The sequence below is a fragment of the Pseudomonas sp. R151218B TE3479 genome (genome assembly GCF_053629195.1).
This window is the reverse complement of the sequence record NZ_JBRJHV010000001.1, coordinates 1182469-1208855: the sequence shown is the minus strand read 5'-3', so window position 1 is coordinate 1208855 and position 26387 is coordinate 1182469. Positions and strand designations below refer to the sequence as shown.

Sequence of the window (26387 nt, the reverse complement as noted above, 5' to 3'; positions counted from 1 at the left end):
TTTATTCGCCGCGTTACTGCCGGCCGTTCAGACTTGCTAAAACCCATGCAAACAAGGGCGTCGCAAGCCGAAAGCACGATTTAAAGAGAATGCTCAAGCCACTTTGGCAATTCATGGATTTCGGTTCAGGCACCCGCTCGCCTTCACTAACTAACGAGCCGCCCTCCGAACAAACATCATTGATGAGGACGTTCCAATGCAGCCATCCAAAGAACAACTATCTCTCAAAAAACACGAACTTGGCCAACACCCGGTTTTTTCCGAGATTACATCAATCGATCTGTTACGCCGTTTTATGGAAAGCCATGTCTTTGCCGTCTGGGACTTCATGTCGCTGACCAAGCGCCTGCAACGCGAGCTCACCTGTGTCCACCTGCCCTGGCTGCCGCCGGCCGACCCCCACGCGGCCCGCTTGATCAATGAGATCGTGCTGGGGGAAGAGTCGGATGACCGCCCCGGCGCCGGCTATTGCAGCCATTTCGAACTGTACCTGGACGCCATGCGGGAAATCGGCGCCGATACCCGCGCCATCGAGCAGTTCATCACCCTGCAGCAGGAAGGCGTCAGCCCCGAGACCGCGCTGGACAGTGTCGAGGTCGAGCCGGCGGCGGCGCGGTTCGTCCGCCAGACCTTGCACACCGCCCTGCACGCCCCGGCCCACAGCGTGGCCGCCGCCTTCGTGCATGGTCGCGAGAGTGTCATCCCGCAGATGTTCCAGCGCATGTTGGACGCCTGGGGCATTGGCCTGGATCAGGCACCGACCTTTCGTTACTACCTGCAACGGCACATCGAAGTCGATTCCGAAGACCACGGGCCGGCAGCAGAAAAACTGTTGGCACGGCTGATCGATGGCGACCCGCAGCGGGAAACCGAAGTGCTGGCCGCCGCGCTCGCCGCCGTCCACAGCCGCGCGGCCTTGTGGGACGGCCTGCGCCAGAGCATGACCCAACCGGTTGCGCAGGTGATGCCATGAACGCCATCCCCTACCAATCCTTCGCCGACGCCTGGGAAAGCCGCGCCACGATCCGTACTCGACCACGGCGCCGGGTCGAAGACGACGACAAGCTGATCTTCCCCATGAGCCGCCAACCGCTGGTGCACAGCCAGACCTTCCTCAGCCACTGTGCGCAACTGCGGGACTTTGTGCTGGTGCAGAGCCTCTACAAGTTCATCAACGACGTGGTGATTTTCGAGACCGAACTGGTGGACCACACCGCCCGGCGCATCGCCAAGAACCGCTTCGGCATCGAATTCCCGTTCGCCTGCCGCTACGACGCAATGACGGTAGTGGTGGACGAGGATTACCACGCGCTGGTGGCGATGGACTTCATGCAGCAGACCATCGACATGACCGGCATCGAGCCCATCCCATTGCCTGGGCAGATCGAACTCAGCCGCGCCATACCGGCGACCCTGGCCCGAGCGCCGGAGCATTTGCTGAGCGCCGTGGAGCTGATCTGCATCGCCATTGCCGAGAACACCGTGACCAACGAGGTGGCCGCCTTCGCCCGGGACGATTCGGTCAAGGCCTCGATCAAGGGGTTGATGGCCGATCACTTGCTCGACGAGGGCCGGCACTCCGGTTTCTGGACGCGACTGGTGCAGATCTACTGGCGCACCGCGCCCGAAGAGGATCGAGCGGCGATCGCGCGCTTGATGCCCGGTTTCATCGCCCAGTACCTGGCGAGCGACCTGCAACAAGCGTTCGACTTCGAGCTGATCGCGCACCTGCCCGTCGACGAATCGGTACGCCAGTCGCTGCGTGAAGACGCCAGTGCGCTGGCGTACCCCATCAATCGTTTTCACCCATTGGTGGGCAATATCACGCGCTTTTTCCGCGGCAGCTCGATGCTCGCGTCCCCCTGCGTACGCGACGCCCTTGCCGATTACCTGACCCCATGAGGACCTTTCGATGAGACGCCTCGACATTGCACTGCCTGGCACCAGCCGGGCCATGACCGAACTGGCCCGGGAACTGGAGCTGCACGGCCACGCAGTGGTTCGGCACTCGCCAGCCGGCCACGACGCGGTCGACCTGTTGATCGACGACGGGACGACACCGCGAGCCATTGAAGCCCGTTCATGCCTCCAGGTCCGCGTGGCGCTGCGCACGCTTTCCGATGAGGCACTGCCGCAACCGGTGCTGGTTTTTCGCGACAGTGCGCAGCGGCTGTTGTGCCAGGAAGTGATCGCGCCGCAACGCGATGGCAATGGCCAGTCGTTGCGCCTGCGTACGCTGGCGACGGTGGTCGAGACCGGCGCACGGCTGGTCAGCCAGTTATCCCGGGACGAAACCTGTTTCGATCACTGGCCAACGGTGCACGCTGACACTGTCGACCCGCCCCTGCTCGGGCTCGATGCGCTGGAGCCGCTGGCCTTCGAGCATGGCCTCAATCGGCCGGCGGTGCCCTGGCTGCTGGCCGCCGCCGACGTGCCGGTGATGCACAGCATCGAACAGCGCCTGCTCGATGACGCCACGCAACCAGCCTTATGGGTCGATGGGCAATTCATCGACTACAAATCCTTGCGCCGCCTGGCGCTGGGGATACAGCAGGCCATGCTCGCCAGCCTACGCCCGGCGACCGACCGCCCGTTGGTGATCGGCGTGTGCCTGCCCAAGTCCGTGCAACTGTACGCCGCGATCCTGGCGGTGCTGGGTTGCGGTGCGGTGTACTTGCCGCTGGATCCGCAGCACCCGGCGCAGCGTCGGCGCTTCATCCTGGACAATGCCAAGGCCGATCTGCTGCTGCACGACGGCGACAACGACCTGGATGACGTGGCATTGCCAGCCCTGGATGTCCAGCGGCTGCCTGCGCTCAAACCGAGCATCCCGGCCTCGCTGATCCGGCGCGTGGTGAACATCGACGAGCCGGCCGTGGCGATCTACACCTCTGGCACCACCGGCCAGCCCAAAGGTGTGTTGCTCAGCCACCGCAATCTCAGCCATTTCTGTGCCTGGTACGGCGACTACGTCGGGTTGCAGCGCGACAGCCGGGCGTTGCAGTTTTCCACCATCAACTTTGACGCGTCGCTGCTGGATATCCTGCCGACCTTCATCCACGGCGCCCTGCTGGTGGTGCCCTGCGAAGACCAGCGCCGCGACCCGCAGCAATTGGTCGCGTTGATTCACCAGCAGCATGTCAGCCACGCCTTTCTACCGCCTGCGCTGCTGAGCGTCATGCCCCTGGATGCGCCGCTGGGCCTGACGCACCTGATCACCGGTGGCGATGTCTGCGAGCCGTTCGTGATCGAACAACTCGCGCCACAATGCCAGTTCCACAACATCTACGGCCCGACCGAAACCACGGTGCTGGCGACTACACGCCAGTTCGGTATCGGCGACAACAACCGCAACCTCGGCGTACCCATCGCCAATGGCCGGGTCCTGATCCTGGACGAACAATTGCAACCGGTTCCCCAGGGTGTCCCCGGCGAGTTGTACATCGCCGGCCCGGGCGTCGGCCTCGGCTATCTGAACGACCCGGCGCTGACCGCGACGCGTTACCTCAACCTGACGCTGCCCACCGGGCAAGCGTTGCGGGTCTATCGCACCGGCGATATCGGCCAGTGGACCGACAACGGCATCGAACTGTGTGGCCGCCGCGATAACCAAGTGAAGATCCGCGGTTTTCGGGTCGAGCCCGAGGAAATCGAGCACTGCCTGCGCGACAGCCAACTGTTTCGCCAGGTGGCGGTGGGGGTCGATGAAAAGCGGCGGATCCTGGCGTTCCTGGTTCACCCCGAACAGGCGCACCCCGGCGCTGCTCTCCAGGCGCTGCGCGAGCATGTGCAGAACAGCTTGCCCAGTTACATGCATCCTGCGGCCTACGTCGAATTGCCCAGCCTGCCCTACACCAGCAACGGCAAGGTCGATCGCCGGGCATTGCTCGCCATGGCGGTGCAGGTGCACGTCGACGGCCAACGGCGCCAGCCGCAGAACGCCCTGGAAACACAACTGCAGCAACTGTGGGCCGAGCTGCTTGAATTGCCGATCGAGGACATTGCCACCGACGAGAGCTTCTTCAACCTTGGCGGGCACTCGATCCTGCTGTCGCGACTGCTGCTGAGCATCCGCCAGGTGTTCGGCCGCAGCCTGTCGATCAACCGCTTCATCGAAGCGCCGACACTGATGACCTTGGCGAAGCTGCTGGACGACCCGGAACACAGCAGCGCATCGACCCTCAGCCCCCAGGCCTCCATCGATGCCGAGGCCGAGCTCCACCTCGATCCTCTGCCCATCAGCCAATGCGGCGATGTGCACAAGGTGGTGGTGACCGGCGCCAACAGCTTTCTCGGCGTGCACATCGTCGAAGCGCTGCTGGCTTGGGGCGCCACCGAAGTCGCGTGCCTGGTGCGCGCGAGCGCCGAACACAGCGCGGCCGAACGTTTCTCCCAGGCCCTGCGGGACAATCACCTGACCCACCTGGACCTGGACCGCGTCAGCGTGTACGCCGCCGACATCACCCAACCGCAATTGGGTTTGCCGGACGACGTCTACGCCCGCATCGATAGCACTTTCGGCGCGCTGGTGCACAACGCGGCCCACGTCAACCATGTACTCGACTACGCGTCGTTGGCACGGGACAACGTCGAGCCGATTTTCGAGTGCCTGCGCCTGTGTGAAGGGCGCTGCAAGAAAATCTTCAATTTCGTCTCCACGCTGTCCGCCTCCAGTGCCCTGGACGCCGATGGCCAGGTGCTGGAACAGCCTGCCGCCGAGACGCCGCCGATCTACATCAAGAACGGCTACAACCTGTCCAAATGGGTCGGCGAACGGATCCTGCAACGGGCCCGCGATCGCGGGGTGTGGGTCAACCTGTTCCGCCCCGGCAACATCAGCTTCAACAGCCTGACCGGAGTCTGCCAGCCCCACAAGAATCGCTTGATGCTGATGCTCAAGGGCTCGATCCAGCTCGGCCAGGTGCCAGACCTGTCACTCAATTTCGACCTGATGCCGGTGGATTTCCTGGCCCGCTTCATCGCCTTCCACGCCAGCCGCTACCAGCCCACCCAAGCGGTGTTCAACCTGCACAACCCGCAGCCTTTGAGCTGGGACGCTTACGTCGCGTCGTTCCGCGACAGCGGCCGGGAGTTTTCGCTGGTGAGCGTCGCCGAGTGGCAACGGCAGTTGGCTCGGGTCGATGCCGACAATGCGTTGTTTGGCGTGCTGGGTTTCTACCTCAACGGCTTCGAGGAAGACATCGGCGACATCTCGCTGATCAGCCACGACAACGCCCGCGCCGGTGTGCGGCAGATGGGCGCCAGCTACCCGGAAAAGTCCCCGGCCCTGCTACGTCGCGGCGCCGACTACCTCAAGGCCATCGACTTCATTTGAAACACCCTCAACCCAAAGCAAGGAGCAAGACCATGAGTGCATTTCAACCCGACACCCTGATCAAAAACCCTCACGCCTGCCAGGTCGAAACCTCGGTGGAGGTCGCGGCCGACGCGGCACGCGTCTGGGACGTGGTGGGTGATTTTGGCGGATTCAACCGTTTCATCCCGGCGCTGGAGCACATCGAAATGACCGGCGCAGGCGTGAGGTCCCTGCGCAAGAAATTCTTCCGCGATGGTCAGAACCTGGTGGTGGAACAACTCAACAGCCGTGACGACCAGGCCATGCACATGACCTGGACGCTGATCTACAACACCCTGGGCATCGACAACCTGTGGGCGGCCATGCGCGTCGCCCCCCTGGCGGACAACCGCTGCCGCGCCACCTGGACCATCATCGCCGACCATACCGATGCCCACACCCCGTCGGGCTTCAGGGATTTCCTCCAGGGCTTCGCCGATGCGGCGATGGGAAATGTGCAGGAGATGTTCAAGTAGGTACCAACCCTTGTGGGAGCGAGCTTGCTCGCGAAGGCGGTGGGTCTGTTGGCGATGATGTTGATTGGGCTGCCGTCATCGCGAGCAAGCTCGCTCCCACATTGAGTTGGAGTGAACTCAAGATCCAGGCTCACCGCCAATCCCCTGTGGGAGCGGGCTTGCCCGCGAAAGCGGTGGCTCTGTGCCGGTGATGTTGGCTGGGCTGCCGTCATCGCGAGCAAGCTCGCTCCCACATTGAGTTGGAGTGAACTCAAGATCCAGGCTCACCGCCAATCCCCTGTGGGAGCGAGCTTGCTCGCGATTGCGCTGGACCTGTGCCGGTGATGTTGGCTGGGCTGCCGTCATCGCGAGCAAGCTCGCTCCCACATTGAGCTGGAGTGAACTCAAGATCCAGGCTCACCGCCAATCCCCTGTGGGAGCGAGTTTGCTCGCGATTGCGCTGGACCTGTGCCGGTGATGTTGGCTGGGCTGCCGTCATCGCGAGCAAGCTCGCTCCCACATTGAGTTGGAGTGAACTCAAGCTCCAGGCTCACCGCCAATCCCCTGTGGGAGCGAGCTTGCTCGCGATTGCGCTGGACCTGTGCCGGTGATGTTGGCTGGGCTGCCGTCATCGCGAGCAAGCTCGCTCCCACATTGAGTTGGAGTGAACTCAAGCTCCAGGCTCACCGCCAATCCCCTGTGGGAGCGAGCTTGCTCGCGATTGCGCTGGACCTGTGCCGGTGATGTTGGCTGGGCTGCCGTCATCGCGAGCAAGCTCGCTCCCACATTGAGTTGGAGTGAACTCAAGCTCCAGGCTCACCGCCAATCCCCTGTGGGAGCGGGCTTGCTCGCGATTGCGCTGGACCTGTGCCGGTGATGTTGGCTGGGCTGCCGTCATCGCGAGCAAGCTCGCTCCCACATTGAGTTGGAGTGAACTCAAGATCCAGGCTCACCGCCAATCCCCTGTGGGAGCGGGCTTGCCCGCGAAAGCGGTGGCTCTGTGCCGGTGATGTTGGCTGGGCTGCCGTCATCGCGAGCAAGCTCGCTCCCACATTGAGTTGGAGTGAACTCAAGATCCAGGCTCACCGCCAATCCCCTGTGGGAGCGGGCTTGCCCGCGAAAGCGGTGGCTCTGTGCCGGTGATGTTGGCTGGGCTGCCGTCATCGCGAGCAAGCTCGCTCCCACATTGAGTTGGAGTGAACTCAAGATCCAGGCTCACCGCCAATCCCCTGTGGGAGCGAGCTTGCTCGTGATTGCGCTGGACCTGTGCCGGTGATGTTGGCTGGGCTGCCGTCATCGCGAGCAAGCTCGCTCCCACATTGAGTTGGAGTGAACTCAAGATCCAGGCTCACCGCCAATCCACTGTGGGAGCGAGCTTGCTCGCGATGGCGGTGGCTCGGCTTGCGACTGGGATCAGATCTTGAAGCTGTCCACCAGTTGCTTCAGTCGATTGGCCTGTTGGGACAAGGCATCGCAATCCTTCAGGGTTTCATTGAGGTTGGCCACGCTTTGCTGGTTCAGCAGGTTGATGTGGCTGACGTCCATGTTGAGGGTTTCGACCACGGCGGTCTGTTCTTCGGTCGCGGCGGCCACCGACTGGTTCATGCCGTCGATTTCACCAATGCGCTGCGTCACGCTGACCAACCGCAGGCCGGCCTGGTTGGCCACTTCCACGCTTTCTTCGCTGGAGGTCTGACTGGCGTTCATCGTGGTTACCGCTTCACGGGAGCCGACTTGCAGCGAGGTGATCATCTTGTGGATTTCTTCCGCCGACTCCTGGGTACGGTGCGCCAGGTTGCGCACTTCATCGGCCACCACCGCAAAACCGCGCCCGGCTTCGCCAGCACGGGCCGCTTCGATGGCAGCGTTCAGGGCCAGCAGGTTGGTTTGCTGGGAGATGCCCTTGATCACGTCCAGGATGTGCCCGATGTTGTCGGTGCTGGCGTTCAGGGTTTCGATCTGGGTGCACGAGAGGCTGATCTTCTGCGACAGCTCGGTCATGGCCTGGATGGTTTTTTCCACCACCTGGCGACCGTCATCGGCCTGTTCGCTGGCACCGCTGGCATGTTGCGAGGCATCGGCGGCATTACGGGCGATTTCCTGGGTCGCGGCGCCCAACTGGTTGATGGCCGCGGCCACGCTGTTGGTGCGGGCACTCTGTTCATCCGAGCCGACGAGCGAAGCGTTGGACGAGGTCATCACCCGCTGCGACAGGTCATGCACCTGGCGGGTAGCGGAAGACACTTCCGAGATCGACGCATGAATCCGCTCCACGAACTGGTTGAACGAACCACCCAGCACCGCGAACTCATCTTTGCCCTGCACCACCAGGCGCCGGGTCAGATCGCCCTCGCCCTGGGCTATGTCCTGCATGGCGCGCCCCATGGTGGTCAACGGGCGCATCAATACCTGGATCAGCATGCTCAGCAGCAACGCAATGGCCGCCACCGCGACGAACATCGCAATCAACGCCGACGTACGGAACTGGCTCAACGGTGCGTAGGCCTTGGCCTTGTCGATCGACAGGCCGATGTACCACTCAGCATTCGGCAGGCCCGCCACCGGGGTGAACGAAAGAATGCGGTCCTTCCCATTCAGCTCAACCTCCTGGATACCCTTGCCAATGCGCACCGGGGTGCCGGGGTAGATGTCCTTGAGGTTCTTCATCACCTGGTCTTTGTCCGGGCTGACGATCACCTGACCGTCGCCGCTCACCAGGAACGCATGGCCGATACCACCGAAGTCCACGGAGTTGATGATTTTCACCAGGGTTTCCAGGCTCAAGTCGCCGCCCACCACACCGAGCAGTTCGCCGTTGTGCTTCACCGGCAGGGCAACGGTCACCACCAGGCCACCCACCGCCGCCAGATAAGGCGGGGTCAGCATGGTTTTATCGGCGGTCACCGCCTGTTTGTACCAAGGGCGCTGACGCGGGTCGTAGCCGTCAGGCATTTTCGCGTCAGGCCGTTGGGTAAACACACCATTGGCCTGGCCCACATAAGTGAACTGGAAGTTCGACGTCAGCGCCGGTTGGTCGACCAACCCCGGCAAATCGGCAGTCGCCCCCTGATGCGCGATGTTTTGCGCCAGGTTTTCCAACACCAGTATCCGGCCACTCATCCAGTTCTGAATGCTGCTGGCCGTCAGGTCGCCGGATTGCTCGATGGACGATTCAAGGCTGCGGCCAATGGTGTTGCGCTGCAAATAATCGTTGTAGAGCGTGAACAGGGCAAAAGCCAGAACCACCACACCAGAGGCGGCGAGAAGGATTTTGTGGCTGAACTTTAGATTCATCTATGGGGCTTCTTATGCAAGGAGTGGGGGTGCATTCCAGATTGCAACGTTCCATATACAGCGCGGGCGGTTGTCAATCCGCTCCACTTTGGTGCACGCATATCAGTCTGTCGGCAAGCCTGTACAAATAATTAGGGATTCGAAGAAATAGACGACGGGAGGACAAGGCAGGCGAACGGTGGTTGCAAATTCGCCGGGCGATGATGACAATGCGACCTATTATCATTTGTAACATCCAGGCCGTCGCGTCCATGTCATCTCCCGAGTTTGCAGTACAGGCGCTCTACAGCCGGCATCACGGCTGGCTCAATACGTGGCTGCGCACCCGGCTGGGCAATGCCGCCGACGCGGCGGACCTGGCCCAGGACACCTTCGTGCGCCTGTTGCAGCGTAGCGAACGCCTGGAGCTTCGGACCCCACGCGCCTTTTTGCGCACCATCGCCCAAGGTCTGGTGATCGACCATTGGCGGCGAGCGGAAATCGAACGCGCCTACCTGGAAACCATCGCTCACCTACCCGAAACCGAAACCCCAGGCGCTGAAGCCCAGGCCTTGATCCTGGAACTGCTCGAAGCCATTGCCAGGATGCTCGAAGGCCTCAAGCCGAAAGTGCGCAGGGCTTTTCTGTTGGCCCAGTGCGAAGGCCTGACATACAAGCAGATCGCCGAACAGATGGGCATCTCGTTGCGCTCGGTGGAGCGCTACGTCGCCGATGCGCTGTACCACTGCTATGTGTTGCGCTATGAAAGCTGAGCTGGCGGAACACTTGCAGAGCCGCCGCAACGGCCCGTCGCAACAGGTGGTCAGGCAGGCGATCAACTGGCTGTTGCGCCTGCGCAATCACACCGCTCACCCGACCCTGCGCCAAGAGTGCGACACCTGGCGCGCCGCCCACCCTGAACACGAACTGGCCTGGCAACGGGTGCAATCGCTGCACAGCGAATTGACCTCGAACCTGCGGGCGGTGCCCGGTGCCCATATCGCCCTGGACACCCTGGAAAACAGTGCCCAGCGCCTCAGTCGTCGTCAGGCCCTGAAGTTGCTGTCGGGCGTCGCCGTGGTGAGCGGCGCGGCATGGCTGGGCAAGGACCTGGGCTGGCAAGCGTGGAATGCCGATTTCGTCACCGCCACCGGTGAACGTCGAGGTTTCCAGTTGCCGGACGGCACGCGGCTCGAGCTCAACACCCACAGCGCCGCCGACCTGGACTTCAGCGCCCGGCAGCGCCTGATTACCCTGGCCCGCGACGAAATCATGGTCACCTGTGGCCGCGACCCGGGGCGGCCGCTGCTGGTGAAAAGCAGGCATGGTCTGTTCGAAGGGCTGGAGGGGCGCTTCGTGGTGCGCCAGGACAGCGACTGCACGCGCTTGAGCGTCACCAGCGGACACGTCGTGATCCGTTCGCACCCCAACAGCGATGGCACGCCCATCCAGGTCGAGGCCGGACAAAGCTATCTGATCACTGCATCGACAGCGGCCCTGGCACCGCTGCTGGACATGGACGCGGGCGCCTGGGCCGACGGCTTGATCGTCACGCGCAACATGCGCCTGGAAGACTTTCTCAATGAAGTAGGACGCTATCGCCCGGGCTATCTGCACTGCGCGGCATCGATTGCGGACCTGCGCCTGTCGGGTGTGTTCCGCTTGGAAGACACCGACAAATTGCTGGCCGTCCTGCCCCGCACGCTCCCGGTACAGCTGCGCTATCGAACCCGTTGGTGGGTCACGCTGGAACATGCGGTTTGATTTTTTTTGGCGGGTTTTGCGTGGACGTCCGGCTAGGACAGTAAGCAACGCTTATTGGCCTTCAGCGACTCCTACGGAACCTACAATGACTGAGCGCGTACCTCTCAAGAACCCCTTCGGCTTTTCTTCGCAACCGCGTCTGTTGCGCCAGGCGATTCACGCCGCGCTGTTCTCCACGGCGCTGGGAGTCAGCGTCGTGCCGATGCTTGCGCTGGCCGCACAAAACGACGTAACCGTCAGCCGTCAGAGCTACAACATTGCCCCAGGCCCCTTGAGCGATGTGCTGAACCAGTTCGCCCGCCAGGCCGGGATCACCCTGGCAAGCACCCCGGCGCAAACCGGTGGCGTTCACTCCCCAGGGCTCAAGGGCGATTATTCGCCCGACCAGGCCCTGAACCAGTTGCTCAGCGGCTCAGGACTGGTTGCCGTCAGCCAGGATGGCAGCAGCTACGTGCTGCAAACCGAGACCGCTGGCAGCACATTGGAATTGCCGACCACCGACATCAAGGGCTTCGCCCTGGGTAACGCGTTGGGCAGCATGGAAGGCTACAACGCCACCCACAGCCAGGTCGCCACCAAGACCAGTACCGCCCTGCGGGAAACCTCCCAGAGCGTGTCGGTGGTCACCCGCGAACAAATGGACGACCAGGGCGCGCAAACCGTGTCCCAGGCCATGCGCTACACCCCCGGCGTGCTGACCAACCCCTACGGCGCCACCCACCGCTACGATTATGTGGCGATGCGCGGCTTCAACGACGGCTCGGTGGATAACATCTACCTCGACGGCCTCAAGTCCATGGGTGACAGCGGCACCTACAGCTCCATGCAGGTCGATCCGTACTTCCTCGAGCGGGTCGACATTCTCAAGGGCCCGTCCTCGGTGCTCTACGGCCGCAGTTCGCCGGGCGGCCTGGTGGCGCTGACCAGCAAGAAGCCGCTGTACGAGGCCTATCACCAGATCCAGGCCACGGTCGGCACCCAGGGCCAGCGCGGCATGGGCTTCGACTTCAGCGGCCCGGTGGACGACGAAAAACGCATCACCTATCGCCTGATCGGCCTGGCGGACAGCTCCGACACCCAGTTCGACCACAACAAGGAAAAACGCTTCGCCCTCGCACCCACGGTGAACATCGACTTCAGCGAGGACACCTCGCTGACACTCCAGGCCTACCTGCAGCATGACCCCGACGGCGGCTACCACGGTGGCATGCCGGCCGACGGTAGCTTGCATCAGCGCAACGGTCGGCGGATTTCCGAGCACTTCTTCGAAGGCGAACCCGGTATCGACCGCTATGAGCGTGACCAGCAGTCGTTCGGCTACCAATTCGAACACCGTTTCAACGATGTCTTCACCGCCCGGCAGAACTTCCGTTACCTGGATTCCGAGGTCAAGAACGATCAGGTCTATGCCTACGATTGGACCACGCCCACCAGCAACGAGCTGAACCGCTACTACACCGGTGCCGAAGAAAAGCTCCATTCCTTCATTGTCGATAACATGCTGCAAGCCGAATTCTTCACTGGCGCGACCCAGCACACCGTACTGATGGGCGCCGACTATCAGCGGCGCAAAACCGTGGTCGACTGGACCAGCGGCAGCCTGGCGCCGATCAACGCCTTCGACCCGGTCTACGGCAACTCGGCCATCAGCTACTTCAGCCCCACCAGCTACCTGCGGCGCCTGGAGCAGACCGGCGTCTACCTGCAAGACCTGATCGAAATGGACAAGTGGCGCTTCTCCCTCGGCCTGCGCCAGGACTGGGTGCAAACCTCGGATGAGAACCGTATCGCGGAGTTCGGCCGTCCAGAAGGCACCGAGATCAACGACAAACGCACCAAGCTCACTGGCCGTGCCGGGGCGCTGTACCTGTTCGATAACGGCCTGGCGCCGTACATCAGCTACTCCGAGTCGTTCAACCCGAACTCCTATGCCGACAGCGCCGGCAACCCGCTGCCGCCGACCGATGGCAAGCAGTGGGAACTGGGGTTGAAGTACCAGCCGCCGGGCACGGATGATTTGTACACCGCCTCGCTGTTCCGCATCGACCAGGAAAACCTGGCGACCAAACTGCCCCAGGACAACTTCTACCGCGCCATCGGTGCCGTGCGCTCCCAGGGCCTGGAGCTGGAAGCGCACCTGCAGTTGACCGAACAATTCAAAGTGCTGGGCAGCTACACCTTCACCGACATCGAATACTCGAAATCGATGGTCAGCACCCTCAGCACGCCCACCGACATCATCGAAAACAAGGGCAACTCACCGACCCAGGCCCCGCGCCACATGGCCTCGGTCTGGGCGGACTACAAGTTCGACAGCGGCGCCCTCGATGGCCTGCGCCTGGGCGGCGGCGTGCGCTATGTCGGCTATAGTTGGGCCGATGCGGAGAACACCATGAAGGTGCCGTCCTACACGTTGTTCGATGCCTCGGTGGGGTATGACCTGGGCAAGGTCGGCTTGAAGGGCGTGGACGTGCGCCTGAACGCGAACAACCTGACGAACGAAAGCTACGTCGCCTCGTGCGCGAGCCTGAGCTATTGCTACATGGGCGAAGAGCGCAATGTGGCGGCGACGGTGAGTTACCAGTTCTGACTCATTCTTCAGGCCAGGCATGCACCTGTGGCGAGGGGATTTATCCCCGCTGGACCGCGAAGCGGCCCCAAAAAGGGTGGATGTGATCAGGCCTGACACTACGCGGCGCCAGGTCAAAGGGGCTGCTGCGCAGCCCAGCGGGGATAAATCCCCTCGCCACAGGTTGTGTGTTTGTCCCTGAAGTGGTGCGTCTCAAACTCGAGCCGTACCCACCTCCTCCCGCACCACAGCCTCTTCCCGCACAAACCGATTCGCCCGCCCGAACGTGCCGAAGTCATTGAACCGCACGCCCATCTCCCGCATCACCTTGTGCGCCACCGGCACCGTCAGTTGGCGAATGTAGAACGGTTCCTTCACGACGAAATGATGAATGCCATGGCTGCTGCCGAAGTTAAAGCAGAACGCTTGCAACGGCCACAACCACCAGGGATTGAGCACCTGGGTTTGCTGGATGACATTGCCCGGCTCGATGTCGCCGTAATAGTGCATGTTCGAACTGACGAAATGCAGGCAAAAGGTGCGTAAGACGTTCGGTCCGATGATCACCACCGCCGCGATGTCGATCACCTGCATCGTCGCCAGCGTGGTGGCCGACCAGTCAATTGAAGTCCCCAGCAGACTGGCGACACCGTTGGCCCCGTGGAAACCGAGGAACACATACCAGACCCCCCAGTGCAGCAACGCCAGCGGGAAATAAACCTTCAGCGTACGCTTGAGGATGCTGCGCTTGTGCGCCCATGTCTTGGCCCGCAGCAGGCGGATGAAGGCCGACATCACGTTGTCGCCCACCATCAGCAACCGCGCCAGCCCCCAGGGTTCGCCGTTGGTGATCGCCCGTTCCTCCATGTCGGCCTCGCTGCCGGACACCTTATGATGGTTGAGGTGCAGGTGGCGGCGGATCCACGGGTTGATCGTGCTCGGCCGCGCCAGCCACACCAGGCCCATCATCAGGTTGTGGGGCAGGCGCTGCTTGCGGAAATACATGCTGTGGATCAGGTCGTGTTCCAGCTCGTGGGTCAGGGACGCGAAAAACGCGTTGAGCAACAGGCATGCCCACCCGGCCAGGTGACCGTTGATGTAGAGCAGCGCCGAACCGATCATCCCAGCCAGGGCCAGCGCCAGGATGCCCGCGCCCAACGCATCCTGGTGGCGCAGGATCGGATAACGCTGGCGCAACTCCTCGCCCCGGGCCAAGACCACCTGGCGAATATGGGCGGATCGCTGTTGTGCATTCAATCGCTCGGGGCTTGCGCAAGTGCCGTGCATGGCTTACATCCTCTGTTAGAGATGTGCTCATCCTGCCGGGCGTTGTCCCATGGGGTGGTAGCCGTAAACGCCAACCTGTTGACCGCAAGCGCCAATCGTCATGACTGAACCGACCTCCCTCGCCAGCTGGACCCGCGCCCTGCGCAAGCAGCTCGATGCATTGGGCCTGGACAGCCATGCCCTGTGCGTCGACGCGGGTCTCGACCCGCAATGGATGGACGACCCGAACGCCCGTTATCCGCTCTCGGCCACCACGCGCCTGTGGGCATTGGCCGTGCAGGCCAGCGGCGACCCGGCCATCGGCCTGCGGGTGTCGCGCTTCGTCAGCCCCACCACGTTTCACGCACTGGGTTATGCCCTGGTGGCCAGCGGCAGCCTGCGGGAAGTGTTCGAGCGGATCGTGCGCTATCACCCGGTGGTCAGCGATGCACTGACCCTGCAACTGAGCCGCGGCGAAGACTGCTACCGCTTCAATCTCGATGTGCCCCAGGGCAGCCCGTCACCGGCCTTTGAAGCCATCGATGCATTCGCGGCGATTTACGTGCGCACCTGTCGCAACCGCCTCGGCCGTGATTACGCGCCACTGGCGGTGTACCTGCGCCGCCCGGAACCGGCGGACCCTAGCCCATGGCACAAGGTGTTTCGCTCGCCGGTGTATTTCGGCGCCGCCCAGGATTGCCTGGAGTTCAACCTCAGCGACTTCGACAGCCACCTGGACGACGCCAACCCGGAACTGGCCGAGCACAATGAAACGGTGCTCGAACGCACCCTCGCACAGCTCAAGCCTCTGACCTGGGAGCGCAAGGTGCGGGCGGCCATCGAGGCCCAACTGCCCGAAGGCGAGCCCAGCGCCGAGCGCATCGCCCAGGCCATGCACCTGAGCCTGCGCAGCCTGCAACGGCACCTGGCCGACGAAGGTTGCCGCTTCGACGCGCTGCTCAATGAGTGCCGGGAAAACCTCGCACTGCTGCACCTGCGCGATCCCCAATGCTCACTGAGCGAAGTCAGCTACCTGCTGGGCTTCGCCGATACCAGCAGTTTCAGCCGCGCCTTCAAGCGCTGGACCGGAATGACGCCGGGGCAGTTTCGGGATGGGTTGCGCTAGGGACTTGTTGCGCCTGGGCTGGCCCTATCGCGAGCAAGCTCTCTCCCACATTGGGAACGGCGTGACCGCGATATCTGCGGCAACACAAAACCCCTGTGGGAGCGAGCTTGCTCGCGATGGCGGTGTATCAGTCAATATTGATGTCGACTGACCTGTCGTCTTCGCGAGCAAGCTCGCTCCCACAGGGGTCAGGTCGGTTTCAGATTGTGGTCAACCCGCGCAACCGCTCAATGTCGAGGATTTCGATCTCGCCATAACCGAGGTGGAGAATGCCCTGGGCTTGCAAGTCCTTGAGGATCTGGTTGGTGGTCTGGCGTGACAGCGAGAGCATCAATGCCAGTTGCTCCTGGGGCAGTTGCAAGATCCGGCGCGGCGGTTCGATTTCGCCGTAGCCTTCGGCGATCATCAGCAGACGGTGGGCCACGCGGGCCGGGGCGGGCATCAGGCTCAGCTGTTCGAGGTTGATGAAGGTCAGGCGCAGCTTGTGACTCATCAACAATGCCAGATGCCGCCAGTAGATCGGTTGCGCTTGCAGGAAGGCCAGCAACGGCGCCTGGGGCACGTGCAGCAGCGTACCTTGACCCACCACGACCGCATCATGGGTCCGCGGCTGGCCATCGAACAGGCAGATTTCACCGAACCAGTGAGGCGCCTCCACCACGCTCAGCAACGCCTCCTTACCCTGTTCGTTCACCGCACCGACGCGTACCGCGCCTTCCAGCACGGCATACAACCCACAGGGTGGATCGCCGCGCTGGAACAGTCGATGCCCCGGCGGCAGACGGCGCACCCGCGCAATGGCCAGCAGACTATTCTGTAACTCATCAGGCAGATGGCTGTACCAGTGGCCGGCCATCAGGTGTGAGTGCCAGGGATGCGAATTCATGGAAACTCCGGGACAAGTGTCGGCTAACTGACAGAACGCCTCGTGGTACCCGGGCATCATGCAGGCATCACCTCAGGAGGAACAACAATGAAAAGCCTCGTCGATCATCTCAGCCAATACGCTGCTTATCACCGAGACCCGCGCAACATCGCCAGTCATTTCATCGGGATCCCGCTGATCTTCGTCGCCGTCGCCGTGCTGCTGTCACGCCCCGGCTGGCCAATGGGCACGGTGCTGGTGTCGCCAGCGCTGCTGGCGGCGGTGGCCAGTGCCTGGTTCTACCTGCGCCTGGAGCTGCGCCTTGGGATGCTGATGACGGTGCTGCTGGGCCTGGCGGTATGGCTGGGGCAGACACTGGCCGCACAAAGCACGGCGGTGTGGTTGAGCAGTGGCCTGGGGATGTTCGTGGTGGGCTGGGTGATCCAGTTCGTCGGCCACTATTACGAAGGCCGCAAGCCGGCGTTCGTCGACGACCTCACCGGGTTGATTGTCGGGCCGTTGTTCGTGGTGGTGGAAGCGGGCTTCCTGCTGGGGCTTCGCGGCGAACTGAAGCGGGCCATCGAAGAGCGTGTCGGGCCGGTGGCGTTGCGCAACCAGCGTTCGGCGGTGTGAAAAAACCATGCCCCTCTGTGGGTGCGAGCTTGCTCGCGATTGCGCTCGGCCAGACACATCCGTGTCGACTGATCCACCGCTATCGCGAGCAAGCTCGCTCCCACAGGAGTCAGGCCTTACCGCTCAAGCGTTACAGGGCACCAAACTCGACCCGTATCGTCAGCGCGCCGGTGTTATCTTTCAAGCCAGACCCGTGCTGCCCGGTCAGGTCATCGTTGATGCACAGTTGCAGCTCCCCTTGCTGGTCGCCCGGCACCTGCGCCAGATCCCCCACCAGGAACGGCTTGCCACCGTTGCCCACACGTCCGATCAAGGCGCCTTCGGCGGCACCGGGCAAGGCATAGCTGCTGTAGTCGATGTGCCTCGAACCACCATTGCCATCGACATTGCCGCCCTGCGGACTGGCACACCATAGCCCACTGACGTAGCGGACCAGGCGCGGTACCAAGCCGTTGACCTGCACGCCAGTGCCCTGCCAGGCGATGTTGGATTGGACCTGCATCGTCACCGCCTTCAGGTCGTTGGCCACAGTGTCCCCGGCCTGGAACGACAGCGCCGCAATCGTCAGGCTCGGGTTCGAGGTGCCCGTGCTGGGGAACACGCCATCGCCCACCAGGAACAGATTCTTGTGGTCCCAACTGCGCTGGTCCTTGTCCACCACCGACTTGGCCGGATCATCGCCCATGCGGTAGGTGCCCATCAGGTGCCCCGCGCCCTGGAAACTGTACTCGTCACCTTTGTAGGTGAATTTGCCTTGGCCAATGGGTACCGTCAGCTCCACGGCACCGAGCAGCTCCGTGATGATCTTCGTGGCCAACACTTTCGCCTGCCTGAAACCTTCCTTGGTGTAATCGGACAGGTCATAGTGGATTTCCGGGCGCAGAAGGCCAAGCCCATCCTTGTAGCCATCCGTCGAAGGCACGATGTAGCAATTGGACTGATCGGGATTGTCCTCCACCTGCTCCACCAGAAACCCGATCCGAAACTGGCGGGTGAACAGGTCATTGAGTTTTTGAATCAGTGCCGTACCGTAAAGCACTTCACTGGGCAGCGGCGGTTTCTGTGTCGATGGCAATGGGTTGGTGCGGCTGTTGTTATCCCCATCGATAAAATCGGCGACGGTGACGTAAGGGTCGCCCACCGGCCAGTTCCAACCCTCGTTACCGATCTCGATACGCCACGCCGCTCGCTGGCTGCGAAAGTCACCGTCACGCAAGCTCTCGATGCCCGCCGTGGACACCGGGCCACGATACGGAAAGACCGACTTGCCTTCCGGCATCAGCCCCCACGCCAGGTAAATCGGATGGTCGGATAGGCTGCGTCCCACCTGCCCACTGCTGTTGGCCACACCGTTAGGCCAGTCCGGGGTCTTGGAGTTGAGCAACAATTTAGGGGTTTCGATGGCATGGGCGGCGATCACGTAACGTTGTCCGACAGCCACCCCATTTCCCGTCTTCGGTCCCTCGCCGAGTTGATATTGAATGAATTCGATGCCATTGATGTTCTTGTCCGGACCCACGTTCACTTTGCTGGCCACGGTCCGGTACATGACCCGGACCTTGCCGGTGCCCAGGGCTTTGTTCATGGTCACAGTGGCGTCGTACTTGGCCTGGATCGGGCAGATCGGCGTGCAGTTGGTATTGCCGGCACACACTCGGCGCCCGGCGTAGGGTTGGGAGTTGCGTCCGGCCGGCGTCGGGCTGACCACCAGCGGCAAGCCATCGAACTTCTGCCCCGTCACGGCCGCGACAAAACTGCCATCGACCAGCGACAACGGAATGCTGTGCATCGGGAATGAATAGCCCTCGGGGAAGGTCATGCCCAGGTAGGCCTGGTCGCTGACATTGGCCGACACACCGATTTCCGCCTCGGCTCGGCAGTAGGCACTTTGCAAGTCGTCGTAGCCGATCGGCCAGTCGACCCCGACGTGGTACTTCGTCTTCAGGCGAAAATCGTTCGGCACCATGCGCAGGCATGTCCCGACCCAATGCCAGGTCGTCCCTCCGCCCACCCGTTCATAGGTGCTGTTGAACGGCAGCGGACCTTTCTGCACCAGATAGCTGACGTTGTGATCGTTCCAGCCCTTGATCAAGTCGGCGATGGTAGCCCGAGGCGCATTTTCCTTGGTCGGATCTCGCGGCGTGTCCAAGGTCGATACCGGAGGGTAGGGCGATTCCGGGGTTTTCAGGGTGGCGGTGTAGAAGCGCTCCAGGTATTGCGCACGGTTGACCGGGATCTCCGGACCCGATTCGAGCACCAACACATCCACGCCGGCCATGCCCAACTGATACGCGATGATGCTGCCGGCCAGTCCTGCGCCAACGATGACCACCTCTGCTTGTTCGGTACTCATGACGAGGCTCCTTGTGAATGAGCGGGCACCCCGGTGTAATCCTCGAGGCTCGGTGGCGTCGTGTTCCAATAGCCGAAAAACATCTCGCTGTAGCCCATGGGGTGGGCCTGGGCAATTTTCCAGGCCCAGCTCTGGATGTAGGCCTGATCGGAGACCACCGTCTGGTCTTTCTCCTTGAAACTCCCCGCGTCATAGGGTTGGTACCAGACCCCCAGCAACCACAGCTTCATGATTGAACGCGCGGCCAGCACGGTTTTCGGGAGGACCGGCTGCACTCCGATGTCCACCAACACTTTGTGGGCAATCAGATCGGGATGAGACTTTTCAGCCGCCTGCGCGGCGAACTGGGATAGCAACGCATCGAGTACCTCCGGTGTGACTCGCGGCGTGATGAACTCAAGAAAGATCGGCGGCAGTCCCACCTGGTCGATCGCCGGCGCAAGCCGATCAGTGGGAATACCGGTCAGGGCCGATGAAAGGCCAATGAAATTCTCCAGATCACTGCTCATGGCTGACTCCTTGTCGCGCCGGTGGACTGTGCGCGCTCGAGCAAATAGGTGAAGTCCGCAAAACTGGTACGCGGAGATTCGGTGACATGGGTGGCGGCATTGCCGTGACACGCCATGCAACTGGACGACGCCTGGGGCACGGTGCCCTGGATGTAGGTTTCCAGCGTGGCATTGGCCAGGAATAACGGGGCCGGACTGCCCAGCGGGTTGGCAGCCGATATCTGACAGTTCGACGATGGGGCCGACGGCCACTGGGTACTGATCAATTGATAATTGGCCCATACGCTTTGCGGATTGACCGTTCGCAACAGGGCTTGATAACGCGTGTTCAGGCTTTTGGTGGCCTCGGTCAGCGGCACTTCGCGCACGATCTGCGAAGGCGTCGCTTTCACTGCCGGGTTCCACGGCCGCGGCGGAGGCTGGTTGATCTCGCTCTTGCTGGCGGCGTTGTAGAACAGATACGGGCCCACCCGTTGGGCAAGGGGCGTGGATTTTTCCGGCACGTTGTTCACATGTTCAAAAGTCGACCATACCCATTGCGCCGCACTGTTGGTCTTATGAACGATGTGCAACCCCACCAGCCCGACCGGCTCTGACTTACACGACTCTTCGACAATCGGCCCTTTGTTCGGATCGCTGTTTCCCGGCGTATAGACCAGCGCATTGACCGTATGGAAATCCTGCGTCCGATCATTGCCACCCAGGACTTTCCACGAAGCCTTCACCATCAGCGCACCGACCTGCTTGGTATTGGAGGATCCGCAACTGAACGCCACGGCGTTGGTCGGCTTGGCGGCGAAAAACTGCTGCTGGCCTTCAATGCTGTACAGACCGTTGTCGACGATCCCGTTGAACATCGATTGATTGACCACGATTTCGTTGCGTGTGTAGGTGCCGTTCTGATCCACCAACGGGCCGCTTTCGAAGGGTTGGATAAACTCATCCAGCACATCGGGAACCTTGCCCATCTGCTGCAGCAAGCGACCCGGCTTGAGCGACTTGCACGCATCAGGCAGAGTTGCTGGCGCATTCCAGGGCAGCGGCGCCTGGCCCTTGGCCCGGAAGATCTGGTAACTCTCCTTCCAGCTTTCCCACACCGTGGCGCCATCCTGCTTGCCAATGGGCGTGCCGGTATTCGGATCACCGTTATCCAGCGCCGGCCAGTTCAGGGCGATGAAGGTCTGCCATGACAGGTCATCGAAATCGGCTTGCAGGCTGGGCAGTGAAACCGGTTTGGTCACCGTGACATCGAAGGGTATCTGGGGGGACAACGAAGGGGCGGCGCTGGCGGCCGGGACCAGCAAGGCACTTAGCAATGCACAGCCCAACGGGCCGTGCCGACTGACTTCCATTCTCATACTTCATCTCCTTGGCATCAGGGCGCCAGGAGATAACACCGGTCCGTCGTTGGACTCTCTCTCGCCTCCTGGCAAGTCAGAGTCTAGGTAGGGTTTGATTCAAGAACAGGTGAAAAAGTAGAACCGATTGAAGCAAGGGCGAGCGGTGTTATTCAGATTCGGAGGAAGTTAGCCGTGCCGTCGCTATCGCGAGCAAGCTCGCTCTCACAAGGTTCTGGGGATGACCGCAACGATACAGCCACCGCCGACCCCGTGTGGGAGCGAGCTTGCTCGCGATGCTTTTTGCACTTAAAGGTTGGAAATCTTCTGCCAGACCTTCGGCTTGAAGAACAGCGTCTCTCCCTTGGCCAGGCCCACCAGGCTGTCATGGTCCTTCACCACTTCCGCTTCGATCAGCTCGCTCTGGCCTTCCACCTTCAACGTCACCCGAGTGGTCGCGCCCAGCGGCCGGATGTCGCGCACTTCGGCGGCGTGGTGATCTTCCAGCTCCGAGCGCGACAGCGAAACTTCGTGAGGGCGGAACAGCACATGCCGATCCTCCCCCAAGTGCAGGCGATTCGAGTCGCCGAGGAAGTGGTACACGAAATCACTGGCCGGGTTTTCGTAGACATCGCCTGGCGAGCCGATCTGCTCGATCACGCCCTTGTTCATCACCACGATCCGGTCGGCGACTTCCATGGCTTCTTCCTGGTCGTGGGTCACAAACACCGAGGTCAGGTTGATGTCCTCGTGCAGGCGCGCCAGCCAGCGGCGCAGTTCCTTGCGGACCTTGGCGTCGAGGGCTCCGAACGGTTCGTCCAGCAACAGTACCTTGGGTTCCACCGCCAAGGCGCGGGCCAGGGCGATACGCTGACGCTGGCCGCCGGACAGCTGCTCGGGGTAGCGGTCGGCGAGCCAGTCCAGTTGCACCATGTTCAGCAGTTCGTGGACCTTGGTCGCGATCTGGCTTTCGTTCGGGCGCTGATTCTTGGGCTTCATGCGCAGGCCGAAAGCGACGTTGTCGAACACCGTCATGTGGCGGAACAAGGCGTAGTGCTGGAACACAAAACCGACGTTGCGATCACGCACATCGTGGCCGGACACATCCTCGCCGTGGAACACGATGTTGCCATGGTCCGGGGTTTCGAGGCCGGCGATGATCCGCAGCAACGTGGTCTTGCCGCAACCCGACGGGCCGAGTAACGCCACCAGCTCGCCGCTCTGGATGTCCAGGCTGATGTCGTCCAGGGCCCTGAAGGCGTTGAAATTCTTGCTGACGTTACGAACTTCGATCGACATGACTTATTCCTCCGCGGCGCTGGCGCGCAGGCGGTTGATTCGGTTTTCGCTCCACTGCTTGAGCAGCAGGATGAAGAGCGCCAGGATCAGCAACAGGCTCGCCACAGCGAACGCGGCCACGTGGTTGTATTCGTTGTAGAGGATCTCGACGTGCAGCGGCAGGGTGTTGGTCACCCCGCGAATGTGCCCGGACACCACCGACACCGCGCCGAACTCGCCCATGGCCCGGGCGGTACACAGCACCACGCCATAAATCAGGCCCCACTTGATGTTCGGCACGGTGACATGCCAGAACATCTGCCAGCCATTGGCGCCCAACAGGCGCGCGGCTTCTTCTTCCTGGGTGCCTTGTTCCTGCATCAGCGGGATCAGCTCACGAGCCACGAACGGCACCGTGACGAAGATGGTCGCCAGGACGATACCCGGCAGCGCAAACACGATCTGGATGTCGTGATCCGACAGCCACGGCCCGAACAGGCCCTGGGCGCCGAACATCAGCACGTAGACCAGGCCCGCGATCACCGGCGACACCGAGAACGGCAGGTCGATCAGCGTCACCAGCATGCTCTTGCCACGGAACGAATACTTGCTCACGCACCACGCGGCACTGACGCCGAACACCAGGTTCAGCGGCACCGAGATCAGCACGGCGATCACCGTGAGCTTCAGCGCCGACAACGCGTCGGGTTCGAAGATCGCGGTGAAGAACGCCCCCAGCCCGAGCTTCAGCCCCTGGGACACCACGATGAACAGCGGCAACAGCAAAAACAGCGCAAAAATCAGCCAGCCGAGGCCGATCAGCACGCGCCGCGACGTCGCACTGCCGCGACGGGCAGCGTTGGTGGAGGCTGCGGAAATAGACGATTGGGACATGTTCGCGCCTCCTTATGGGGTTTCGATGCGCCGCTGCAGCAGGTTGATCAGCAGCAACAGGACGAAGGAAACCACCAGCATCAGCACGCCGATGGAGGTGGCGCCGGTGTAGTCGTATTGGTCGAGCTTGACCATGATCAGCAGCGGCAGGATCTCGGTTTTCATCGGCATGTTGCCGGCGATGAAAATCACCGAACCGTACTCGCCCACGCCACGGGCAAAGGCCAGGGCGAAGCCGGTCAACCAGGCCGGCAACAACGCCGGCACGAGGATGTGGCGGAACACCTGCCACGGCTTGGCACCCAGGCAGGCGGCGGCTTCTTCGACTTCACGGGGAATATCGGCCAGCACCGGCTGCACCGTGCGCACCACGAACGGCAACGTCACGAAGGTCAGCGCCAGGGTGATGCCCAACGGGGTGTAGGCTATCTTGAAGCCCAGGTCGGTGGCGAACTGGCCCACCAGGCCGGTCGGCGCGTACAACGCCGTCAAGGCAATACCGGCCACGGCGGTGGGCAGGGCGAACGGCAGGTCGATCATCGCATCGATGATCTTGCGGCCGGGGAAGGTGTAGCGCACCAGCACCCAGGCCAGCAGCGTACCGATCACGCCGTTGATGATCGCGGCGTACAGCGCGGTGCCGAAGCTGAGTTTCAAGGCCGCCAGCACCCGCGGCGCCGAGATGATCGCCCAGAACTGTTCCCAGGTGAGTTGGGCGGCATGCACGAACATCGCCGCCAGGGGTATGAGCACAATCAGACTGAGGTACACCAGGGTGTAGCCCAGCGTCAGCCCGAAGCCGGGTATGACGGGGGATATGCGACGCGACATAGAAGTCCTTGATTTACTGTGGGAGCGAGCTTGCTCGCGATAGCGGCGCATCAGTCAACATCAATGCAAACTGAACCGACGCCATCGCGAGCAAGCTCACTCCCACAGGTTTGTGGCTTAACTGGCAGGCACTAAGACAAAACCCAGCTTACTGCGCCTGATAGATCTGGTCGAACACGCCGCCATCGTTGAAGAATTTCGGTTGGGCAGTTTTCCAGCCGCCGAAGTCCTTGTCGATGGTCACCAGCTCCACCTTTGGAAATTGCCGGGCGTACTTGGCGGCCACGTCCTTGTCACGCGGGCGATAGTAGTTTTTCGCGGCGATTTCCTGGCCGGCCGGGCTGTACAGGTGCTTGAGGTACGCCTCGGCGATCTCGGCATTGCCCTTTTTCTCGGCGTTCTTGTCCACCACCGCCACCGGCGGCTCGGCGAGGATCGACAGCGACGGCACGACGATGTCGAACTTGTCGGCGCCACCGTCTTCCTTGAGCGCCAGGAAGGCCTCGTTTTCCCAGGCCAGCAACACGTCGCCCTGACCGTTGTTGACGAAGGTAATGGTCGAGCCACGGGCGCCGGTGTCGAGGATCGGCACGTGCTTGAACAACGCCTGCACGTATTCCTTGGCCTTGGCTTCGTCACCCCCGTTGGCCTTCAGGCCATAAGCCCAGGCGGCGAGGAAGTTCCAGCGCGCACCGCCGGAGGTTTTCGGGTTCGGGGTGATGACCGACACGTCGTTCTTGATCAGGTCGCCCCAATCCTTGATGCCCTTGGGGTTGCCCTTGCGCACCAGGAACACGATGGTGGACGTGTAAGGCGTGCTGGCATCCGGCAGGCGTGTTTGCCAGTCCGCTGGCAGGGACTTGCCCAGCTTGGCGATTTCATCGATGTCGCCGGCCAGGGCCAGGGTCACCACGTCGGCCCGCAGACCATCGATCACCGCCCGGCCTTGCTTGCCCGAGCCCCCGTGGGACTGCTGGATCTTCACGCTGTCGTCCGGGTGCGCTTTCTTCCAGAAATTGACGAATTCGGCGTTGTAATCCTGGTAAAGCTCGCGCGTCGGGTCGTAGGACACGTTGAGCAGCTCGTAATCCTTGGCGACGGCGGAACCTGCAAAAACAGCACTGGCCAGGGCGGCCAGGGCATAACGACGAATGGACGACATGGTGAAAGCTCCTGGAATTCTGATGTTCTTATGGCTTCTGGAAATTCGTTTGGCTTGTAGAAAAAAGATCGCAGCCTTCGGCAGCGCCTACACCTAGCCCCCCGTAGGAGCTGCCGCAGGCTGCGATCTTTTGGTTTTCAAGACGGTTTATGACTCGGCTGCTGCAAGCGAAATTTTTCCTTGCGTTCGATCTGGACCACCTGGGCGTTGTGCACAGTGATTTCCACTGCCCCAAAGCGCAGATCGCGCAACGCGCTCTGGATCTCGCGCAAGATGGTTGCTTCGTCCTGGCCGTCAACGCTACGTAGGGATGCGCTCATGCTGCTGCTCCTTGAATGAATGCCTGGCAGTGGGCGGCACTGCTTGCGGCGTGGGAGCAATACTAGATAAGTGCGAATATTCTTAAAAAGACTATTTAAGAATTTTTATATAACCAAAATAACAGGAAGTAGCCGACGTCCTACGGCAGGGGTGATTGGGGGGCTTTTCCCTGCCAAACCCTCGGATATTTCCCTCAAAACGCCGGGCTGTTCATGAACTAGGCACCCTGGTTTTGCACCGCTAACCTTGGTTCGTCATCGCAAAAAACGGTGACACGGACGTGCAAGTCCGGCGGAGGACACAATTGTGAATGGCTATTCATCGAGCATTTTTTTATGCTCGCGAATTGTTATGGCAGCTGTGTATGGGAGATCTTCGGGTCTGCCGGGTACTCC

General features: G+C 61.8%; 20 protein-coding genes. 9 read left to right on the top strand and 11 right to left on the bottom strand.

Translation table 11 applies throughout. From position 1 onward, the window contains the following. Nucleotides 1-196 precede the first annotated feature (196 nt). The 4 genes from AB7M32_RS05515 to AB7M32_RS05500 are packed head-to-tail and all read left to right on the top strand — an operon-like array spanning nucleotide 197 to nucleotide 5832. Nucleotides 197-973 (top strand): DUF3050 domain-containing protein, encoded by a 777-nt coding sequence (locus AB7M32_RS05515; RefSeq protein WP_092204952.1) that lies wholly within the window; start codon nucleotides 197-199, stop codon nucleotides 971-973. Next, nucleotides 970-1902: a diiron oxygenase gene (locus AB7M32_RS05510; RefSeq protein WP_072411619.1), complete on the top strand. Its 933-nt coding sequence runs from the start codon at nucleotides 970-972 to the stop codon at nucleotides 1900-1902. Before AB7M32_RS05515 ends, AB7M32_RS05510 begins: the two co-directional genes overlap by 4 nt. A gap of 10 nt (nucleotides 1903-1912) precedes the next feature. Beyond that, on the top strand, nucleotides 1913-5335 hold the full coding sequence (locus tag AB7M32_RS05505) for a non-ribosomal peptide synthetase (protein ID WP_454249301.1): 3423 nt from the start codon (nucleotides 1913-1915) through the stop codon (nucleotides 5333-5335). Nucleotides 5336-5367: 32 nt separating this feature from the next. After that, nucleotides 5368-5832, top strand: coding sequence for an SRPBCC family protein (locus tag AB7M32_RS05500; protein WP_454249300.1), 465 nt, complete (start codon nucleotides 5368-5370; stop codon nucleotides 5830-5832). Nucleotides 5833-7224: 1392 nt separating this feature from the next. Here the strand turns inward: AB7M32_RS05500 and AB7M32_RS05495 are convergent. Continuing rightward, the gene (locus AB7M32_RS05495; RefSeq protein WP_092176837.1) at nucleotides 7225-9105 is read right to left on the bottom strand and encodes a methyl-accepting chemotaxis protein; all 1881 of its coding nucleotides are present in this window, start codon (nucleotides 9103-9105) and stop codon (nucleotides 7225-7227) included. A 251-nt stretch (nucleotides 9106-9356) separates the two neighbouring features. On the opposite strand from AB7M32_RS05495, the gene AB7M32_RS05490 reads away from it, so the two are divergent. From AB7M32_RS05490 to AB7M32_RS05480, 3 genes are all read left to right on the top strand, one after another. Continuing rightward, the gene (locus tag AB7M32_RS05490) at nucleotides 9357-9857 is read left to right on the top strand and encodes a sigma-70 family RNA polymerase sigma factor (RefSeq protein WP_158457532.1); all 501 of its coding nucleotides are present in this window, start codon (nucleotides 9357-9359) and stop codon (nucleotides 9855-9857) included. Next, nucleotides 9847-10848: a DUF4880 domain-containing protein gene (locus AB7M32_RS05485; RefSeq protein ID WP_454249299.1), complete on the top strand. Its 1002-nt coding sequence runs from the start codon at nucleotides 9847-9849 to the stop codon at nucleotides 10846-10848. The genes AB7M32_RS05490 and AB7M32_RS05485 overlap by 11 nt, the downstream gene beginning before the upstream one ends. An 85-nt stretch (nucleotides 10849-10933) precedes the next feature. Beyond that, nucleotides 10934-13438, top strand: a complete 2505-nt coding sequence (locus tag AB7M32_RS05480) for a TonB-dependent siderophore receptor (RefSeq protein WP_454249298.1) — start codon at nucleotides 10934-10936, stop codon at nucleotides 13436-13438. Nucleotides 13439-13630: 192 nt separating this feature from the next. Here the strand turns inward: AB7M32_RS05480 and AB7M32_RS05475 are convergent, their stop codons facing one another. Next, entirely contained in the window at nucleotides 13631-14704 is a 1074-nt protein-coding gene (locus tag AB7M32_RS05475) for a fatty acid desaturase (protein WP_454249297.1), read from the bottom strand. A gap of 100 nt (nucleotides 14705-14804) precedes the next feature. Between AB7M32_RS05475 and AB7M32_RS05470 the strand changes: the two genes are divergently transcribed. Beyond that, a complete protein-coding gene (locus AB7M32_RS05470; RefSeq protein ID WP_454249296.1) occupies nucleotides 14805-15809 on the top strand; it encodes an AraC family transcriptional regulator in 1005 nt (334 codons plus the stop codon). A gap of 199 nt (nucleotides 15810-16008) precedes the next feature. Here AB7M32_RS05470 and AB7M32_RS05465 read toward each other — a convergent pair whose 3' ends face one another. Beyond that, entirely contained in the window at nucleotides 16009-16695 is a 687-nt protein-coding gene (locus AB7M32_RS05465) for a Crp/Fnr family transcriptional regulator (RefSeq protein WP_454249295.1), read from the bottom strand. Nucleotides 16696-16782: 87 nt separating this feature from the next. Between AB7M32_RS05465 and AB7M32_RS05460 the strand changes: the two genes are divergently transcribed. Continuing rightward, nucleotides 16783-17307, top strand: a complete 525-nt coding sequence (locus AB7M32_RS05460; protein WP_454249294.1) for an Mpo1 family 2-hydroxy fatty acid dioxygenase — start codon at nucleotides 16783-16785, stop codon at nucleotides 17305-17307. A gap of 130 nt (nucleotides 17308-17437) precedes the next feature. Here the strand turns inward: AB7M32_RS05460 and AB7M32_RS05455 are convergent, their stop codons facing one another. The 8 genes from AB7M32_RS05455 to oscA all read right to left on the bottom strand — a co-directional run bounded on the left by AB7M32_RS05455 (nucleotide 17438) and on the right by oscA (nucleotide 25991). Then, nucleotides 17438-19660, bottom strand: a complete 2223-nt coding sequence (locus tag AB7M32_RS05455) for a GMC oxidoreductase (RefSeq protein ID WP_454249293.1) — start codon at nucleotides 19658-19660, stop codon at nucleotides 17438-17440. Beyond that, the gene (locus tag AB7M32_RS05450; RefSeq protein ID WP_454249292.1) at nucleotides 19657-20169 is read right to left on the bottom strand and encodes a sorbitol dehydrogenase; all 513 of its coding nucleotides are present in this window, start codon (nucleotides 20167-20169) and stop codon (nucleotides 19657-19659) included. The genes AB7M32_RS05455 and AB7M32_RS05450 overlap by 4 nt, the downstream gene beginning before the upstream one ends. Next, nucleotides 20166-21527 (bottom strand): cytochrome C, encoded by a 1362-nt coding sequence (locus tag AB7M32_RS05445; protein WP_454249291.1) that lies wholly within the window; start codon nucleotides 21525-21527, stop codon nucleotides 20166-20168. The genes AB7M32_RS05450 and AB7M32_RS05445 overlap by 4 nt, the downstream gene beginning before the upstream one ends. Nucleotides 21528-21815: 288 nt before the next feature. After that, nucleotides 21816-22805: a sulfate/molybdate ABC transporter ATP-binding protein gene (locus tag AB7M32_RS05440; RefSeq protein ID WP_454249290.1), complete on the bottom strand. Its 990-nt coding sequence runs from the start codon at nucleotides 22803-22805 to the stop codon at nucleotides 21816-21818. 3 nt (nucleotides 22806-22808) lie between these two features. Continuing rightward, complete coding sequence (gene cysW, locus AB7M32_RS05435; protein WP_024618577.1) at nucleotides 22809-23678, bottom strand: sulfate ABC transporter permease subunit CysW; 870 nt, start codon at nucleotides 23676-23678, stop codon at nucleotides 22809-22811. 12 nt (nucleotides 23679-23690) lie between these two features. Continuing rightward, nucleotides 23691-24509, bottom strand: coding sequence for a sulfate ABC transporter permease subunit CysT (cysT, locus tag AB7M32_RS05430; RefSeq protein WP_013692011.1), 819 nt, complete (start codon nucleotides 24507-24509; stop codon nucleotides 23691-23693). Between the two features lie 148 nt (nucleotides 24510-24657). Then, nucleotides 24658-25671: a sulfate ABC transporter substrate-binding protein gene (locus AB7M32_RS05425; RefSeq protein WP_060739763.1), complete on the bottom strand. Its 1014-nt coding sequence runs from the start codon at nucleotides 25669-25671 to the stop codon at nucleotides 24658-24660. A 137-nt stretch (nucleotides 25672-25808) separates the two neighbouring features. Then, nucleotides 25809-25991, bottom strand: coding sequence for a sulfur starvation response protein OscA (oscA, locus tag AB7M32_RS05420; RefSeq protein WP_003186967.1), 183 nt, complete (start codon nucleotides 25989-25991; stop codon nucleotides 25809-25811). Nucleotides 25992-26387 lie beyond the last annotated feature (396 nt).